General features: G+C 72.0%; 12 protein-coding genes. 5 read left to right on the top strand and 7 right to left on the bottom strand.

Annotated features, from left to right (window positions below; all coding sequences use genetic code 11):
• Positions 1-966, bottom strand: a complete 966-nt coding sequence (locus E6R60_RS03400; RefSeq protein WP_136324831.1) for a GlxA family transcriptional regulator — start codon at positions 964-966, stop codon at positions 1-3.
• Positions 967-1101: 135 nt separating this feature from the next.
• Here E6R60_RS03400 and E6R60_RS03395 point away from each other — a divergent pair, with 135 nt between their 5' ends.
• Complete coding sequence (locus E6R60_RS03395) at positions 1102-1959, top strand: hypothetical protein (protein ID WP_136324830.1); 858 nt, start codon at positions 1102-1104, stop codon at positions 1957-1959.
• Between the two features lie 155 nt (positions 1960-2114).
• Entirely contained in the window at positions 2115-4580 is a 2466-nt protein-coding gene (locus tag E6R60_RS03390) for a Tex family protein (RefSeq protein WP_136324829.1), read from the top strand.
• 115 nt (positions 4581-4695) lie between these two features.
• Here E6R60_RS03390 and E6R60_RS03385 read toward each other — a convergent pair whose 3' ends face one another.
• Together E6R60_RS03385 and E6R60_RS03380 are read right to left on the bottom strand one after the other, a co-directional pair.
• Positions 4696-6333: an ABC-F family ATP-binding cassette domain-containing protein gene (locus E6R60_RS03385; protein WP_136324828.1), complete on the bottom strand. Its 1638-nt coding sequence runs from the start codon at positions 6331-6333 to the stop codon at positions 4696-4698.
• A 154-nt stretch (positions 6334-6487) separates the two neighbouring features.
• Positions 6488-8236 (bottom strand): BCCT family transporter, encoded by a 1749-nt coding sequence (locus tag E6R60_RS03380; RefSeq protein WP_168713527.1) that lies wholly within the window; start codon positions 8234-8236, stop codon positions 6488-6490.
• Between the two features lie 335 nt (positions 8237-8571).
• On the opposite strand from E6R60_RS03380, the gene E6R60_RS03375 reads away from it, so the two are divergent.
• Positions 8572-9615 carry a LacI family DNA-binding transcriptional regulator gene (locus E6R60_RS03375; protein WP_136324827.1) on the top strand — a complete coding sequence of 348 codons (1044 nt, stop codon included), beginning with the start codon at positions 8572-8574 and terminating at the stop codon, positions 9613-9615.
• A gap of 205 nt (positions 9616-9820) precedes the next feature.
• On the opposite strand, the gene E6R60_RS03370 is transcribed toward E6R60_RS03375, so the two are convergent.
• A complete protein-coding gene (locus E6R60_RS03370; protein ID WP_136324826.1) occupies positions 9821-10705 on the bottom strand; it encodes an oxygenase MpaB family protein in 885 nt (294 codons plus the stop codon).
• Between the two features lie 305 nt (positions 10706-11010).
• On the opposite strand from E6R60_RS03370, the gene E6R60_RS03365 reads away from it, so the two are divergent.
• Positions 11011-11985 carry an oxygenase MpaB family protein gene (locus E6R60_RS03365; protein WP_136324825.1) on the top strand — a complete coding sequence of 325 codons (975 nt, stop codon included), beginning with the start codon at positions 11011-11013 and terminating at the stop codon, positions 11983-11985.
• Here the strand turns inward: E6R60_RS03365 and E6R60_RS03360 are convergent.
• Positions 11903-12532: a TetR/AcrR family transcriptional regulator gene (locus E6R60_RS03360; RefSeq protein ID WP_136324824.1), complete on the bottom strand. Its 630-nt coding sequence runs from the start codon at positions 12530-12532 to the stop codon at positions 11903-11905. The genes E6R60_RS03365 and E6R60_RS03360 overlap by 83 nt on opposite strands.
• Before the next feature lie 152 nt (positions 12533-12684).
• Entirely contained in the window at positions 12685-12837 is a 153-nt protein-coding gene (locus E6R60_RS03355) for a hypothetical protein (protein WP_240802380.1), read from the bottom strand.
• Positions 12838-12914: 77 nt separating this feature from the next.
• Here E6R60_RS03355 and E6R60_RS03350 point away from each other — a divergent pair, with 77 nt between their 5' ends.
• Positions 12915-13646, top strand: a complete 732-nt coding sequence (locus E6R60_RS03350; RefSeq protein WP_136324823.1) for a MerR family transcriptional regulator — start codon at positions 12915-12917, stop codon at positions 13644-13646.
• A 52-nt stretch (positions 13647-13698) separates the two neighbouring features.
• On the opposite strand, the gene E6R60_RS03345 is transcribed toward E6R60_RS03350, so the two are convergent.
• On the bottom strand, positions 13699-15906 hold the full coding sequence (locus tag E6R60_RS03345; RefSeq protein ID WP_136324822.1) for a 3-hydroxyacyl-CoA dehydrogenase NAD-binding domain-containing protein: 2208 nt from the start codon (positions 15904-15906) through the stop codon (positions 13699-13701).
• Positions 15907-15909: the final 3 nt, after the last annotated feature.

The raw sequence follows: 15909 nt of genomic DNA, 5'->3' as shown, positions 1-15909 counted from the left end.
TTACTGCGGATGGACCGGGCGGGAGCCGAACCTCCGGCGGTATTCGGCGGGCCCCGTGCCCACCGCCTTGAGGAACGCCCGGCGCATCGCTTCCGGGGTCCCGTAGCCGCAGCTGCGCGCGATCCGGGTGACGCCGTCGGTGGTGTCCTCCAGGAGCCGGCGGGCCTGTTCGAGGCGGACACGGTCGACGTACCGGCCGGGGGTCATGCCGGTCTCCGCCTGGAACGCGCGGGCGAAGTGGCGCGGCGAGAGCCGGGCGCGGGCGGCGAGGGATTCGACGGAGAGGTCCTCGCCGGGATGTTCGGTGATCCAGTGCTGGACCGCGCGCAGCGGTTCACGACGGGCCGTCTGGGCGGTGAGCTGGGCACTGAACTGGGACTGGTTGCCCGGTCTGCGCAGAAAGACCACCAGGTGCCGGGCCACGGTGAGCGCCACCTCCCGGCCGTGGTCCTCCTCGACGAGGGCGAGCGCCAGGTCGATGCCCGCGGTGACCCCGGCGGAGGTGGCGAGCCTGCCGTCGCGTACGAAGATCGGCTCGGGGTCGACCTCGACGGCGGGGTAGGTGCGGGCGAGGTGTTCGCAGACGTTCCAGTGGGTGGTCACCCGGTGTCCGTCGAGCTGTCCGGCCGCGGCGAGCAGGAGGGCGCCGCTGCAGACGGAGACGAGCCGTTCCGGACGGGGACCGTGCACGCGCAGCCAGTCGACGAGGGCGGGGGCGGGATCCCGGGTGCCCTGACCGCCCGGGACGAGAAGCGTGTGGGGCGTCGCGGCCTCGGCGAGGCCGCTGTCGGGGACCAGGGCGAGGCCGCAGGACGAGCGCACCGGCGCACCGTCCAGCGAGGCGGTGCGCAGGTCGTACGAGACTCCGGGGAACCGGGAGGCGCCGGCGAAGACCTCCATGGGTCCGGTCACATCCAGGCTCTGGATGCCGTCGAAGAGGACGACGAGTACGGTTCGCTGCTTCATGTCCGCCATCCTGGGCGGCCGGGCCGGATGCCCGCAATGACGAGATCCCCACCTTTCCTGCCATGCCGGGCTGCGGCGGGATTCACTCCCGGCCCGGGGTTCCTACACGTACCGACCAGTCGGTAACGTGCGGGCATGAGTACTCTCCCTCCTCGCGCCGGACGCCGCTGCCACAACGCGCTCAACCCGCTGCACTCCGCGCTCTACTTCTCCCCCGACCTCGGCAAGGAGTTCGCCGGGATCGGGATCGACAACCCCTCGGCCGCCTACTTCGCCGCGCGGGCGGCCGCCATGGGCGCGGTCGGCCCGGGCACGGTCACCGCCACGTTCTACAACTTCAACCACGAGCTGGTGGCCCGGCACGTGCCCGCCGTCTGGGACACCGCCTCGCCCGAGGAGGTGCTGGCGGCGCGGCTGCGGGCCGCCGACTCGACCCTGCGCCGGCTGCTCGGCGAGGAGGTCATCGCCTCACCCGAGATGGCCGAGGCGGCGCAGCTGGCCCTGCGCGCCACCGAGGGCTGCACGCGACACGCCCGGCCGCTCTACGCGGCGCACGCCGATCTCCCGGTGCCCGAGCAGCCGCACCTGGCGTACTGGCACGCCGCGACGCTGCTGCGCGAGCACCGCGGCGACGCCCATCTCGCCGCCCTTCTCGCCGCCTCGCTCGACCCGCTGGAGGCGCTGGTCAGCCACACCGCCACCGGCAAGGGCATGGCACCGCGCTGGATCCTGGCCAGCCGGGGCTGGCGGCGCACCGACTGGGAGGACGCGTCCGCCCGGCTGCGCGAGCGTGGACTGCTCACCGCGGAGGGCGGGTTGACGGAGGAGGGCGCCGCGCTGCGGACCGGTCTGGAGGAGGCCACGGACCGGATGGATCTGGCGCCGTACGAGCACCTCGGCGGGGCGGGCGTGGCCCGGCTGACCGAACTGGGGCGCGGGTTCCTCGGCATCGCGCTGGCGGCAGGCGCGTTTCCGGCCGACGCGACCGGCTGACCTGCCGGAAACCGGCGGCCGGTAACTCGGGTGGTCGGGCGACACGGCGCCCGGCCACCCGGCACAATGCAGGCGAGTGGCTCCGGCGCCGGTCCGAACGGCCGGCCCCGGGTCCGACCAGCACAGCCAGCAGGAGAAGGCGAGTCGGTAGAACCGTGACGACGTCCATCGAAGGCAGGATCGCCGAGGAGCTCGGCGTACGCGAGCGACAGGTGAGGGCGGCCGTCGAGCTGCTCGACGGCGGATCGACCGTGCCGTTCATCGCGCGCTACCGCAAGGAAGCGACCGAGATGCTCGACGACGCGCAGCTGCGCACGCTCGAGGAGCGCTTGCGGTATCTGCGGGAGCTGGAGGAGCGCCGTGCGGCGATCCTCGAATCGGTCCGGGAGCAGGGCAAGCTCGACGAGGCCCTGGAGGCGCGGATCCGGGGCGCCGACACCAAGGCGCGCCTGGAGGACATCTACCTCCCGTTCAAACCGAAGCGGCGCACCAAGGCCCAGATCGCCCGTGAGGCCGGTCTCGAACCGCTCGCCTCGGGGCTGCTCGACGACCCGTCGAGGGATCCGCTGGTCGCGGCCGCCGCCTTCGTCGACGCGGACAAGGGGGTCGCGGACGCCGCGGCGGCCCTGGAGGGGGCCCGCGCCATCCTCACCGAGCGCTTCTCGGAGGACGCCGACCTGATCGGCGACCTGCGTGAGCGCATGTGGTCGCGCGGGCGGCTGACGGCGAAGGTGCGGGACGGCAAGGAGGAGGCGGGCGCCAAGTTCGCGGACTACTTCGACTTCGCCGAGCCCTTCACCGCGCTGCCCTCGCACCGGGTGCTCGCGATGCTCCGCGGTGAAAAGGAGGACGTCCTCGACCTGGTCCTGGAGCCGGAGGAGCCGTCCGACACGCCCGGCCCGTCCTCGTACGAGAACATGGTGGCCCGCCGCTTCGGGGTGAACGACCGCGGGCGCCCCGGCGACCCATGGCTGGCCGACACGGTGCGCTGGGCCTGGCGGACCCGGATCCTCGTCCACCTCGGAATCGATCTGCGGCTGCGGCTGCGCACGGCCGCGGAGGACGAGGCGGTACGCGTCTTCGCCTCCAACCTGCGCGATCTGCTGCTGGCAGCGCCGGCCGGGACGCGGGCCACGCTCGGGCTCGACCCGGGCTTCCGTACCGGGGTGAAGGTCGCCGTCGTCGACGCGACCGGCAAGGTCGTCGCGACCGATGTCATCTATCCGCACGTCCCGGCCAACAAGTGGGACCAGTCGCTCGCCAGGCTGGAGCAGCTGGCGAAGGCGCACGATGTCGATCTGATCGCGATCGGCAACGGCACCGCCTCGCGCGAGACGGACAAGCTCGCCGGTGAACTGTGCGAAAAGCACCCGGAGTTGAAGCTCACCAAGGTGATGGTTTCGGAGGCGGGCGCCTCCGTGTACTCCGCCTCGGCCTTCGCCTCGCAGGAACTGCCGGACATGGACGTGTCCTTGCGCGGCGCCGTCTCGATCGCGCGCCGCCTCCAGGACCCCCTGGCCGAACTGGTGAAGATCGACCCGAAGTCCATCGGTGTCGGTCAGTACCAGCACGACCTGTCCGAGGTGAAGCTTTCGCGTTCGCTGGACGCGGTCGTCGAGGACTGTGTGAACGGGGTCGGGGTCGACGTCAACACCGCGTCCGCGCCGCTGCTCTCACGGGTCTCCGGCATCGGGTCGGGGCTCGCGGAGAACATCGTGGCGCACCGCGACGCCAACGGCCCCTTCCGCTCGCGCAAGGGCCTCAAGGATGTGGCCAGGCTCGGCCCCAAGGCGTACGAACAGTGCGCGGGCTTCCTCCGGATCCGCGGCGACGACCCGCTGGACGCGTCCAGTGTCCACCCGGAGGCATACCCGGTGGTCCGCGCGATGGTGAAGCGGACGGGCTGGGACGTCGCCTCGCTGATCGGCAACACGAGCGTGCTGCGGACGCTGCGGGCCGACGACTTCGTGGACGAGAAGTTCGGGCTGCCGACCGTCACCGACATCATCAAGGAGCTGGAGAAGCCGGGGCGCGACCCGCGTCCCGCCTTCAAGACGGCCACCTTCAAGGAAGGCGTCGAGAAGATCGGCGACCTGGTCCCGGGCATGGTGCTGGAGGGGGTCGTGACGAACGTCGCGGCGTTCGGCGCGTTCGTGGACGTCGGCGTGCACCAGGACGGTCTGGTGCATGTGTCGGCGATGTCGCGGACCTTCGTGAAGGACCCGCGCGATGTCGTGAAGCCGGGTGACGTCGTCCGCGTCAAGGTGATGGAGGTCGACATTCCGCGCAAGCGGATCTCGTTGACGCTGCGGCTGGACGACGAGGCGGGGGCCGGTGGCGGCTCCGGTACGGTTTCCGCCGCGGGCGCCGGTGAGCGCGGCGGGCGTCCGCCGCGGCAGCGACAGGGCCAGGGCGGCGGCCCTCGGGGCGGCCAGGGCGGTGGCCAGGGCCGTCAGGGCAGCGGTCAGGGCGGCCAGGGACGTGACCGGCGCGGTGGCGCGGGTGGCAACGGCGGTGGCGCTCGCCAGGCGCCGGCTGCGGCTCCGGCCAACGGCGCGATGGCCGATGCACTGCGGCGGGCGGGGCTGCTGGAGCCCGGGCAGGGCGGCAAGAAGCGATAGCCAAGGGCGGGAAGGGTGCGAGGTGGGGGACGCCGGCGGCGGACCCCACCTCGCACCCTTCCCGCAACCGGGGATGCGCCCCGGGCCCCGCTCTTCGAACGGGCAGCCCGGGTTGTCAGATCTCCGTCACCCGGCCCGCCGCCACCTCGACGCGGCGGGTCGTGCGGACCGCCTCCAGCATCCGGCGGTCGTGCGTGACCAGCAGCAGGGTCCCCGTGTAGGAGTCCAGTGCCGACTCCAGCTGTTCGATCGCGGGCAGGTCCAGGTGGTTCGTAGGCTCGTCCAGCACGAGAAGATTGACGCCCCGGCCCTGGAGGAGGGCGAGCGCCGCCCGGGTGCGTTCACCCGGGGAGAGCGTGGTCGCCGGGCGCATCACGTGGTCGGCCCGCAGGCCGAACTTGGCGAGCAGCGTACGGACCTCCGCGGGTTCCGTGTCCGGGACGGCCGCGCAGAACGCTTCCAGGAGCTTCTCCGAACCGTGGAACAGCTTCCGTGCCTGGTCGACCTCGCCGACCACCACGCCCGAGCCCAGACTCGCGTGCCCCGAGTCCAGCGGGAGACGGCCCAGCAGGGCGGCGAGCAGCGTCGACTTGCCGGCCCCGTTGGCGCCGGTGATGGCGACCCGGTCCGCCCAGTCGATCTGGAGCGAGGCCGGCCCGAACGCGAAGTCGCCGCGCACGACCCGGGCCTCGCGCAGGGTGGCCACGACGGAGCCGGAGCGGGGAGCCGAGGCGATCTCCATCCGCAGCTCCCACTCCTTGCGCGGCTCGTCCACGACATCGAGGCGCTCGATCATGCGCTGGGTCTGCCGCGCCTTCGCCGCCTGCTTCTCGCTCGACTCGCTGCGGAACTTGCGGGCCATCTTGTCGGAGTCGCCGGCCTTGCGGCGGGCGTTCCTGACGCCCTTGTCCATCCAGGAACGCTGCATCAGCGCCCGGCCCTCGAGCGCCGAGCGCTTGTCCGCGTACTCCTCGAACTCCTCGCGGGCGTGCCTGCGGGCGCGCTCGCGCTCCTCCAGGTAGGCCGCGTAGCCACCGCCGTACAGGTTGATCTGCTGCTGGGCGAGGTCGAGCTCGAGCACCTTGGTGACCGTGCGCATCAGGAACTCGCGGTCATGGCTGATGACGACCGTACCGGCGCGCAGCCCGGAGACGTACCGCTCCAGCCGTTCCAGACCGTCCAGGTCGAGGTCGTTGGTGGGCTCGTCCAGGAGGAAGACGTCGTAGCGCGACAGCAGCAGCGAGGCGAGTCCCGCACGGGCGGCCTGGCCGCCGGAGAGCGCGGTCATCGGCAGGTCGAGTCCGACGGTCAGGCCGAGGTCGGCCGCGATCTCCTCGGCCCGCTCGTCGAGGTCCGCGCCGCCGAGTGCGAGCCAGCGCTCCAGCGACTCGGAGTAGGCGTCGTCGGCGCCGGGGGCGCCGTCCACGAGTGCCTGCGTGGCGGTGTCCATCGCCGCCTGGGCGTCGGCGACGCCCGTGCGGCGGGCCAGGAACGCGCGCACGGTCTCGTCGGGGCGGCGCTCCGGCTCCTGCGGCAGGTGGCCGACGGTGGCGGTGGGCGGGGAGAGCCGCAGCTCGCCCTCCTCCGGCTGGTCGAGCCCGGCGAGCAGCCGGAGCAGCGACGATTTTCCGGCGCCGTTGACTCCGACGAGACCGATCACGTCACCGGGCGCGACCACGAGGTCGAGCTCGGCGAAGAGTGTGCGGTCGCCGTGTCCGGCGGCGAGGTCCTTGGCGACGAGAGTGGCAGTCATCAGGGTGCCGATCCTAATCTGCCGCCGGACCGCCCCGGCCGCCCGCCCGGTGGGCGAGCGCGGAGGCGGAGCGCCCGCCCGACGGCGGCCGGGGTGCGCGGGTGCGGCAGCCCAGCCGGTGGGCCGAGCCGCCGCGTACCGCGTACGTCCCCGTTCAGCCGTCCGCCGCCGTCGAACCGCCGGGCTTGTCGTGGTGCTCGGTGGTGATCTGGCTGCCGCCGGGGCCGATCCGGATCTCGAAGTCGCCGGCGTACTTGGCGTGCCCCTCGATGACCGCGGACTCGACGGCTTCCACGCCGAACTCCCGGCGCACGATCAGCGGGTCCTGCCGCAGGTCCCGCATCAGGGCCACGCACATGCCGATCATGACGAAGGTGAAGGGCGCGGCCACCAGAATGGTCAGATTCTGCAGGCCGGCCAGCGCATCGCCCTTGCCGTTCCCGATCAGCAGCATGATCGCGGCCACGGCGCCGGTGACGACACCCCAGAAGATGACGACCCACTTGGCCGGTTCGAGGATGCCCTTCTGGGAGAGGGTGCCCATCACGATGGAGGCCGCGTCCGCGCCCGAGACGAAGAAGATGCCGACCAGGATCATCACCAGCAGACTCATCACGGTGGGGATCGGGAACTGCTGCAGGACGCCGAAGAGCTGGGCCTCCGGTGTCGCGTTCGCCCCCTTCAGCGCGCCGGCCTCCTGAAGTTTGATCGCGGTGCCGCCGAAGATCGCGAACCAGATCAGGCTGACGGTGCTGGGCACCAGGATGACGCCTCCGATGAACTGGCGGATCGTCCGGCCCCGGCTGATCCGGGCGATGAACATGCCCACGAAGGGCGTCCAGGAGATCCACCAGGCCCAGTAGAAGACGGTCCAGCTGCCCAGCCATGTGGCCACCTCGCCCTTGCCGGTCGCCTCGGTGCGGCCGATGAGCTGCGGCAGGTCACCGATGTAGGCCCCGATCGAGGTGGGCAGCAGGTCGAGGACGATGATCGTGGGACCCGCGATGAACACGAAGACGGCGAGGATCAGGGCGAGCACCATGTTGATGTTGGACAGCCATTGGATGCCCTTCTCCACGCCGGAGATCGCGGAGGCCACGAAGGCGACGGTCAGCACCGCGATGATCAGGACGAGCAGCCCGGTGCCCGTCTTCTCCTTCCAGTCCAGCTCGTGGAATCCGCTGCCGATCTGGAGGGCGCCGAGGCCCAGCGATGCGGCCGAGCCGAAGAGCGTGGCGAAGATGGCGAGGATGTCGATCAGCCGGCCGAATCCGCCGTGGGCGTGGCGGGCGCCGATGAGTGGTTCGAAGACCGCGCTGATCGTCTGCCGCCTGCGGCGCCGGTAGGTGCTGTACGCGATGGCCAGCCCGACCACCGCGTAGATCGCCCAGGGGTGGAGCGTCCAGTGGAACAGGGTGGTGGCCATCGCCGTCTGCAGCGCTTCGGCGGCGTCGGCGGGGCGGGTGCCGGGCGGCGGGTCGGTGAAGTGCGCCAGCGGCTCGCTGACCCCGTAGAACATCAGGCCGATGCCCATGCCGGCGCTGAACATCATGGCGACCCAGGACACCGTCCTGAATTCCGGCTCCTCACCCTCCTGGCCGAGCGAGATCTTTCCGTAGCGGCTGATGGCGAGCCAGAGGGCGAAGACCACGAAGCCGGTGGCGGCCAGCATGAAGGCCCAACCGCCATTGTGGATGAGGCCCTTGAGCAAGGTGCTGGAGACGCTCTCCAGCGAGTCGGTGGCGGTGGCTCCCCAGACCACGAACGCCAGGGTGAGCACTGCGGTGACGCCGAACACCACCCGGTCGGTCGTGGGGCGCCTGCCCTGCGTCGGATCGCCGGGCAGGTCCGCCGTCACCGACAGATCCCCCCTGCCACCCGATTTCTGATCGTCCTGCGACACGAATGGCACCTTTCACGGAAGCTGTAAATTCGCTCTCCGTAGGCAGTACCACACACGGTGTACTTCTTCCGGGATCAACAAGCGGTATCGGCTTGACCGTTTTTGAGGCGATATGCCGCCCGCGGGGCGAGGCGGAGAGGAGCGGCCTGCAGACCCGCCGCCGCTGGGGCACGTACGCACCGTCACCGTCGCGGGCGGCCCCGCGAGCGCGGGGGCGGCCCGGGCCCACGCCCGGCGGTCCGTCCGTGGTGAGAGCCCTTAGGGTGAGGAGGTCCGCACCGGCCGGCCGGGCCCGCCGGCCTCCTGCCTCATTCCGCGCCTTCGAGGAGCGTCTCTTGCCCGGTCCGACCCCCGATGCCCCGCAGGACGCCCGCCCCACCCTGGAAGCCGTGGCGGCCCGCGCCGGAGTCTCCCGGGCGACCGCCTCCCGGGTGGTGAACGGCAGCACCGGAGTACGGAAGCCGCTCGCCGACCGGGTGCGCGAGGCGGTGGAGGAGCTCGGCTACATCCCGAACCAGGCGGCCCGCACCCTGGTGACCCGGCGCAACGGAGCGGTCGCCGTGATCATCGACGAGCCCGAGGCCCGGATCTTCTCCGACCCCTTCTTCTCCCAGCAGATCCGTGGCATCAGCCGTGAACTGAGCGCGCACGACGCCCAGCTGGTCCTGCTCCTGGTGGAGGGCAGCGGGGACTTCGAGCGGGTCACCCGCTATCTGGCCGGCGGCCATGTCGACGGGGCGCTCGCCTTCTCCCTGCACACGGACGACGAACTGCCCTCGGTCATCCGCCGCTTCCGCGTGCCCACCGTCTACGGCGGCCGCCCGGGGCGGCCGGGCGCCGCCTCCGCACTCGCTGTGCCCTATGTCGACTGCGACAACCGCGGCGGCGCCCGGGAGGCGGTGCGCCACCTGGTCTCTCTCGGCCGCCGGAACATCGCGCACATCGCGGGTCCGCGCGACCAGACCTCGGCGCTCGACCGGATCGACGGCTACACGGACGTGCTGCCCGACGGCGATCCCGCCTTGATCGCGGACGGCGACTTCACCACGGAGGGCGGCGCCCGGGCGATGGCCCGGCTGCTGGAGCGGCGACCGGACCTGGACGCGGTCTTCGCCGCCAACGACCTGATGGCCTCCGGCGCCCTGCGGGTGCTGCGCGAGCAGGGCCGCAGGGTGCCGCACGACGTGGCCCTGGTGGGGTTCGACGACCTGGAGTCGGTCGCCGAGGCCACCGACCCTCCGCTGACGACCGTCCGTCAGGACGTCGAGGGAATGGGCCGGTTGATGGTCCGGCTGCTGATGGAACGGCTCAACGACGGTCGCACCGGCACCGATTCGGTGATCACGCCGACCGAACTGATCCGCCGCGCCTCGGCATGAGGCCGCCGCGCCGGCCGGCGGCGGGCGCTGGGCGTCTCGTCGCCCGCGCGCGGTGGACGGTGGCGGGCACGCGCGTTCAGCCGGCTCCGCGCCGCGGGTGGCGGCCGCGTGGCGTCTCGTCGCCCGCACGCGGTGGACGGTGGCGGGCACGGGGCGCCTTGTCGCGCGCCCGCCGTGACCGCCGGTCGCCGGCCGGCCCGCGCGTTCAGCCGGATCCGCCGCGCCGCCGCGCTTCCCGGTGGGCCGCCCGCGCCCGGCGCGCCCGCGGCAGGTACCGCAGCCGTTCCGGCAGCACCGGCACGACCACCCGCACGACGGCGCAGAACCGCCGCAGCCTGCGCTCCTGGGCATCGGTCCACTCCAGGCCGATCGCCTCGCGCGCGTCCGGCGGCATGAGCCCGACCGTGAGGAAGCCGCGGAACCGGGCCAGCGGCGGAAGCAGCACCGGCCACAGGGCCCTCAGCGACAGACGCAGCAGCAGAGGGCCCCGGTCCGGCGGCGGCACCGGAGTCCCGGTGGCGACGAGCTCCTCGACGACGACCGTCCGCTCGATCTCGTCGGCGAGCATGCCGCGGTAGTAGGGCCAGAACTCCTCGATCGTCTGCGGCATGTCCCGGTCGTGGATCCCGAGCACCCGGCCCACCTGGAGCCACTCCCGGTACAGCGCACGCTCCTGCTCACCGGTGAGCGGCCGGATGAGGTAGCGGGCAGCGTGCCGGTACACGGGGAACCCGGTCGCGTGCACCCAGGCGTAGTTCGCCGGTGACAGCGCGTGGTAGGGCCGGCCCCGGGTATCGGTGCCCTGGATCCTCCGGTGCAGCCTGCGGAGCCTGCACCCCTCCTCGGCGGCCTCCTCGCCCCCGTACACCCAGAGCTGGAGCGAGCTGAGGGAACGTTCCCCGCGGCCCCAGGGGTCGGTACGGAAGACGGAGTGCTCGTCGACGCCCGCGCCGACCGCCGGGTGGGCGACCTGAAGGGTGAGGGCGGCCGGCAGCATCAGCAGGGCCCGGACGTCACCGGACATGCTCCACAGCACACCGCCGGGCGGCGGCGGTGCGGGGCCGGCGCCCCTGGCTGTCCCACTGCTCATCCGCTGCTCCCGGAAGCTCGGCGGGCGCGCGGATCTGCGCCCGGCCCCCTGCGCCCTCCAGTATGCGAGCGCGTGCGGAGCCACGCCCACCGGCCCCGGGCGGCCCTGCCCCGGTACCGCCGTACCCGACGCCGACGGCAGTGTTGACGGAACTCGTGAAACAAGTCGATAGTATTTGTAACTTTGACTCCCGGACCGGACGGCCAGTCACATCCATTGCCTGCCAGGCGAGTTGACATCCAGGGCAGCGACGAACCGTCCCAGCGGTCCCGCAGGGAGTCGGCACACGGACAGGAGGGCGCACCATGGGCCGATACAGCCGCCTGCACGAGATACGCCGGATGGATCCGGCGCGCGACTACGCCGAGATCCTTCGGTTGATCTCCCAGTACGAGTTCCCCTGGGACTACCGGCAGGGGGTGAGCGTCGCCTTCCTCCGGGACTACGGCGTGCCCCGGATCTCGGTCCTTCTGGACCGGACTCAGGAGTTCGAGCGGGCGGGACAGAAGCGGTACGACGACACGGTGCTGATCGGGTACGAGATGGCCGCCGACGGCTTCGACTCGGAGCGCGGCCGGGCCGCCGCACGTCATCTGAACCGGATCCACGGCAAGTACAGCATCCCGAACGAGGACTTCCGGTACGTCCTCGCGACCACGATCGTGGGCCCGAAGCGCTGGATCGACCGGTACGGCTGGCGCCCCCTGTGCACGCAGGAGGTCCAGGCGCTGGTGGAGGCCGGGCGCAGGACGGCGGCGGTCATGGGCATCGAGGGCGCGCCGGAGACGTACGAGGAGTTCGAGGCCCTCCTCGACTCCTACGAGCGGCGGATGTTCGCGTACGACCCGGCGAACCGGCGCGTCGCGAACGCCACCTTCCGCGTCATCGCGGGCTGGTATCCGCGCCCGTTACGTCCGCTGGTGGCGAGATTCTCGCTCGCGCTGCTCGACGAGCCGCTGCTGACGGCACTGGGCTTCCGGCCGCAGCCGCGGTGGGCACGGGCCTCGGCTTCGGCGGCCCTGCGCCTGCGCGCCCGGTGCGTACGGCGGCTGCCGGCCCGGCCGCGCCGGTTCCCCTCGCGGCCCCGGCCCCGTTCGTACCCCTTTGGCTGGCGGCTCGACGACCTCGGGCCGCACTGGGCCCGCAACCGCCCGCTGGAACCGTTGCCCGACGAGAGGAACGGGGCGGCCGGCGGCGCTATCCGGCAGCCAGCAGCGGGACCAGATAGCGGCGGGCGAACTCCCGCACCTGATCGTCGTCGTCGAGCTGGAAACAGCTGACGGGGTTGAGGAGGAACGAGACGGTGATCCGCACCATCAGTTCGGCGACGGGGGTCGGGTCGCCGGCCGTCAGACCCTCCGCGCGCCGGGCCTCGCGAAGCCGGTCGGCCAGGTACGCGCGGATGGCCAGGAAGGCCGGTCCGCTCTCCAGGGTGAGGAACGGCAGCATCGTCTCGGGCTCCAGCCTCAGCAGGCCCCCGATGAGCGGATGCGCGCGGATGTGCCGGAGTACCGCGGTGAAACCCTCGACGAGCCGGTCCTCCGTCGTGGGCAGCGCGGCCACCGCGTCGTCCACCTCCCCCACGAACCGGCGGTACTCGCGCAGCAGGCAGGCGGAGACCAGGCTGTCCTTGTTGCCGATCCGGCGGTACACGGTCACCCGGGAGACCCTGGCGCGCTTGGCGACGTCGTCGACGGTGGACCGGCGCAGCCCGAAGGTCGTGAACTGCTCGCGCGCGGCATCCAGGATCTGCTCGCGCAGCGCGTCGGAGGGCGGCGTCGCGCCCAGAGCCAGGGCCGGCGTCCGGTCGGTGCTCCGTGCCGTCATGGGCCCTCCCCCGTCGTGTCGCGTCCACCCCACCATAGGAGTCGGTACGGAGCCGGCTCACCGCCCCGAGCCCCGGCACTCACCATGCCGCGCCCCCCTGCCCACCGCTTCGAGGGCCCCAGGCTATCCGGCATGATCCCGGGCCGGCGGCCTCAGTCGAAGTCGTACACCGTCACCGGTATGCCCCGTCCGGTCAGCCGCTTCTCGATCAGGGGCTCGATCCGGGACCACGTGCCGCCCGCCAGGCCGCAGCCGATCCGAGGCATGTGGACGGAGGCCCCCAGCTTCAGGCCAAGCGCGCCCACTGACAACCGGGATCTTTCACATCGTTGGTGAGACAGCAATACTGTTGCACCGGAGCGGGCGGACACGAGGAGCAGACATGGCGACCGAGGGCGAGGAGCCGACGCTCACCGTCGACGAGCTGGCGGCGCGCGCCGGGGTGACCGTGCGCACGGTCCGTTTCTACAGCACGCGGGGGCTGCTGCCGCCCCCGGTCATCGGGCCCCGCCGGGTCGGGCACTACGGGCACGAGCACCTCTCCCGGCTCGCGCTCATCGAGGAGCTCCAGCACCAGGGCATGACACTGGCCGCGATCGAACGCTATCTGGAGCAGTTGCCGCCCGACCTGAGCGCCCACGATCTGGCCATCCACCGGGCCCTGGTGGCGTCGTGGGCGCCCGATGCGCCGGAGGAGGCGACCCGCGCGGAGCTGGAGCGGCGCACGGGACGGCCGCTGTCGGAGGAGGACATCGACCGGCTGGCCGCGATGGGCGTGCTGGAGCGGTCCGGGCCGGACGACGGTGTGTACCGGGTGGATCCGGGTCTGCTGCGGCTCGGTGTGGAGCTGCTCGACGTGCCGATCGCGCACGAGACGATCCTCGCCGCCCGTATCGTGCTGCTGGAGCACACCCGCTCCGCCGCGCACGAGCTGAGCCGGCTGTTCCAGGACGAGGTGTGGAGCCCGTACCGGGAGCGGGAGTCGGATCCCGAGCACATCAAGGCGATGAAGTCCCTGTCCGCGCACATGCAGCCGCTCGTCCTGCAGGCGCTGGTGACCGCGTTCCAGCGCTCCCTCAAGGAGGAGCTGCGGGCCGCCTTCGCGGCTGAGTGACACGCCCCGGGCCGCACCCCCGTGTGCGCGGGTGCGGCCCGGGGCGGCGACGTCAGTCGTGGAAGGTCTCGCCCTTCTCCGCCTTCGCCACCAGCAGCGGGGGCGGCAGGAACCGGTCCCCGTACCGCTCGGCGAGTTCCCGGGCGCGGGCCACGAAGCCGGGCAGGCCGCCCTCGTAACCGTTGATGTACTGGAGCACGCCGCCGGTCCACGGCGGGAAGCCGATGCCCATGATGGAGCCGATGTTGGCGTCGGCGACGGTGATCAGGACGTTCTCCTCGAGGCAGCGGACGCTGTCCAGGGCCTCGGAGAAGAGCATCCGCTCCTGCATGTCCGTGAAGGAGATGTCCGTGTCCGGCTTCGTGCTGTGTCCATCCGGGGAGCGACCCCCGGAGCCCCCGAAGTGCTCGCGCAGCCCGGGCCACAGACGGGTGCGCCCGCCGCTCTCGTCGTAGTCGTAGAAGCCCGCGCCGCCGCTGCGTCCGGGGCGGCCGAACTCGTCGACCATCCGGTCGATGACCGCGTCGGAGGGGTGGCCCGCCCAGCTGCCGCCCGCCTCCTCCACGGCCTTGCGCGTCTCGTTGCGGATCTTGCGCGGCAGGGTGAGCGTCAGCTCGTCCATCAGGGAGAGCACCTTGGCCGGGTAGCCCGCCTGCGCGGCGGCCTGCTCGACGGACGCCGGCTCGACGCCCTCGCCCACCATGGCGACGCCCTCGTTGATGAACTGGCCGATGACGCGCGAGGTGAAGAAGCCGCGCGAGTCGTTGACGACGATCGGCGTCTTCTTGATCCGGCGGACCAGGTCGAAGGCGCGGGCCAGCGCCTCGTCGCCGGTCTTCTCGCCCTTGATGATCTCGACGAGCGGCATCTTGTCGACGGGCGAGAAGAAGTGCAGCCCGATGAAGTCGACGGGGCGCGCGACTCCTTCGGCCAGCACGGTGATCGGCAGCGTGGACGTGTTGGAGCAGAGCAGGGCGTCCGGCTCGATGATGTCCTGGATCTCCTGGAACACCTTGTGCTTGAGCGCGGTGTCCTCGAACACGGCCTCGATGACGGCGTCGCAGCCCGCGAGGTCGGCCGGGTCGCCGGTCGGGGTGATGCGGGCCAGCAGTTCGTCGCGCTGCGCCTCGGTCGTCCGGCCGCGGGAGAGCGCCTTGTCGAGCAGTTTCTCGCTGTACGCCTTGCCCTTGGCCGCGGCCTCCGCGGAGACGTCCTTGAGGACGACGTCGATGCCGGCCCGGGCGCAGGAGTAGGCGATGCCCGCACCCATCATCCCGGCGCCGAGGACGGCGACCTTGCGGACCTGGCGCTCCTCGATGCCCTGGGGGCGGCTGGCGCCGGAGTTGACGGCCTGGAGGTCGAAGAAGAACGCCTGGATCATGTTCTTCGACACCTGGCCGGTGACCAGCTCGGTGAAGTAGCGGGCCTCGATGGTGAGCGCGGTCTCGAAGTCGACCTGCGCGCCCTCGACGGCCGCGGCCAGGATGTTGCGCGGGGCGGGCATGGGGGCGCCGGCGAGCTGCTTCTTCAGGTTGGCCGGGAAGGCCGGCAGGTTGGCGGCGAACTTGGGGTTCGACGGGGTGCCGCCGGGGATCCGGTAGCCCTTGACGTCCCAGGGCTGCCGGGACTCGGGGTTCGCCTCGATGAAGGCGCGGGCCTTGGCCAGCATCTCCTCGGGGGTGGCCGCGACCTCGTGGACCAGGCCGTTCTCCAGGGCGCGCCGCGGCGTGTACTGGGTGCCCTGGAGCAGCACCTTGAGCAGCGCGTCGGCGATCCCCATGAGGCGCACGGTGCGGGTGACGCCGCCACCGGCGGGCAGCAGGCCGAGGGTCACCTCCGGCAGGCCGATGCGCGAGCCGGGGGCGTCCAGGGCGACGCGGTGGTGGGAGGCGAGGGCGATCTCGTAACCGCCGCCGAGGGCCGCGCCGTTGATCGCGGCGACGACGGGCTTGCCGAGGGTCTCGATGCGGCGCAGCGACCTCTTGATCGCGGTGCCGGCGTCGAACGCGGCCTGGGCGTTCTCGGGGCCGATCCTGATCATGTCCTTGAGATCGCCGCCCGCGAAGAAGGTCTTCTTGGCGGAGGCGTAGATGATGCCTCGGATGGAGTCCTTCTCGGCCTCGGCGCGGTCGGCGACGGCCTCGATGGAGTCCCGGAAGGCCTGGTTCATCGTGTTGGCGGACTGGTGGGGGTCGTCGAGTACGAGGGTGACGACGCCGGTCTCGTCCTGTTCCCAGCGAATGGTCGTGCTCTCGGTCATTTG

The sequence above is a fragment of the Streptomyces sp. A0642 genome (genome assembly GCF_004795105.1).
Classification (GTDB): Bacteria; Actinomycetota; Actinomycetes; order Streptomycetales; family Streptomycetaceae; genus Streptomyces.
This window is presented reverse-complemented; position numbering and strand designations above follow the sequence as displayed.

Excerpts from the sequence above, each read along its gene's own strand:
- E6R60_RS03345 (WP_136324822.1), bottom strand. The coding sequence starts at position 15,906 with ATGACCGAGAGCACGACCATTCGCTGGGAACAGGACGAGACCGGCGTC.
- E6R60_RS03400 (WP_136324831.1), bottom strand. The coding sequence starts at position 966 with ATGAAGCAGCGAACCGTACTCGTCGTCCTCTTCGACGGCATCCAGAGC.
- E6R60_RS03385 (WP_136324828.1), bottom strand. The coding sequence starts at position 6,333 with ATGACTGCCACTCTCGTCGCCAAGGACCTCGCCGCCGGACACGGCGAC.
- E6R60_RS03360 (WP_136324824.1), bottom strand. The coding sequence starts at position 12,532 with ATGACGGCACGGAGCACCGACCGGACGCCGGCCCTGGCTCTGGGCGCG.
- E6R60_RS03370 (WP_136324826.1), bottom strand. The coding sequence starts at position 10,705 with ATGAGCAGTGGGACAGCCAGGGGCGCCGGCCCCGCACCGCCGCCGCCC.
- E6R60_RS03395 (WP_136324830.1), top strand. The coding sequence starts at position 1,102 with ATGAGTACTCTCCCTCCTCGCGCCGGACGCCGCTGCCACAACGCGCTC.
- E6R60_RS03365 (WP_136324825.1), top strand. The coding sequence starts at position 11,011 with ATGGGCCGATACAGCCGCCTGCACGAGATACGCCGGATGGATCCGGCG.
- E6R60_RS03350 (WP_136324823.1), top strand. The coding sequence starts at position 12,915 with ATGGCGACCGAGGGCGAGGAGCCGACGCTCACCGTCGACGAGCTGGCG.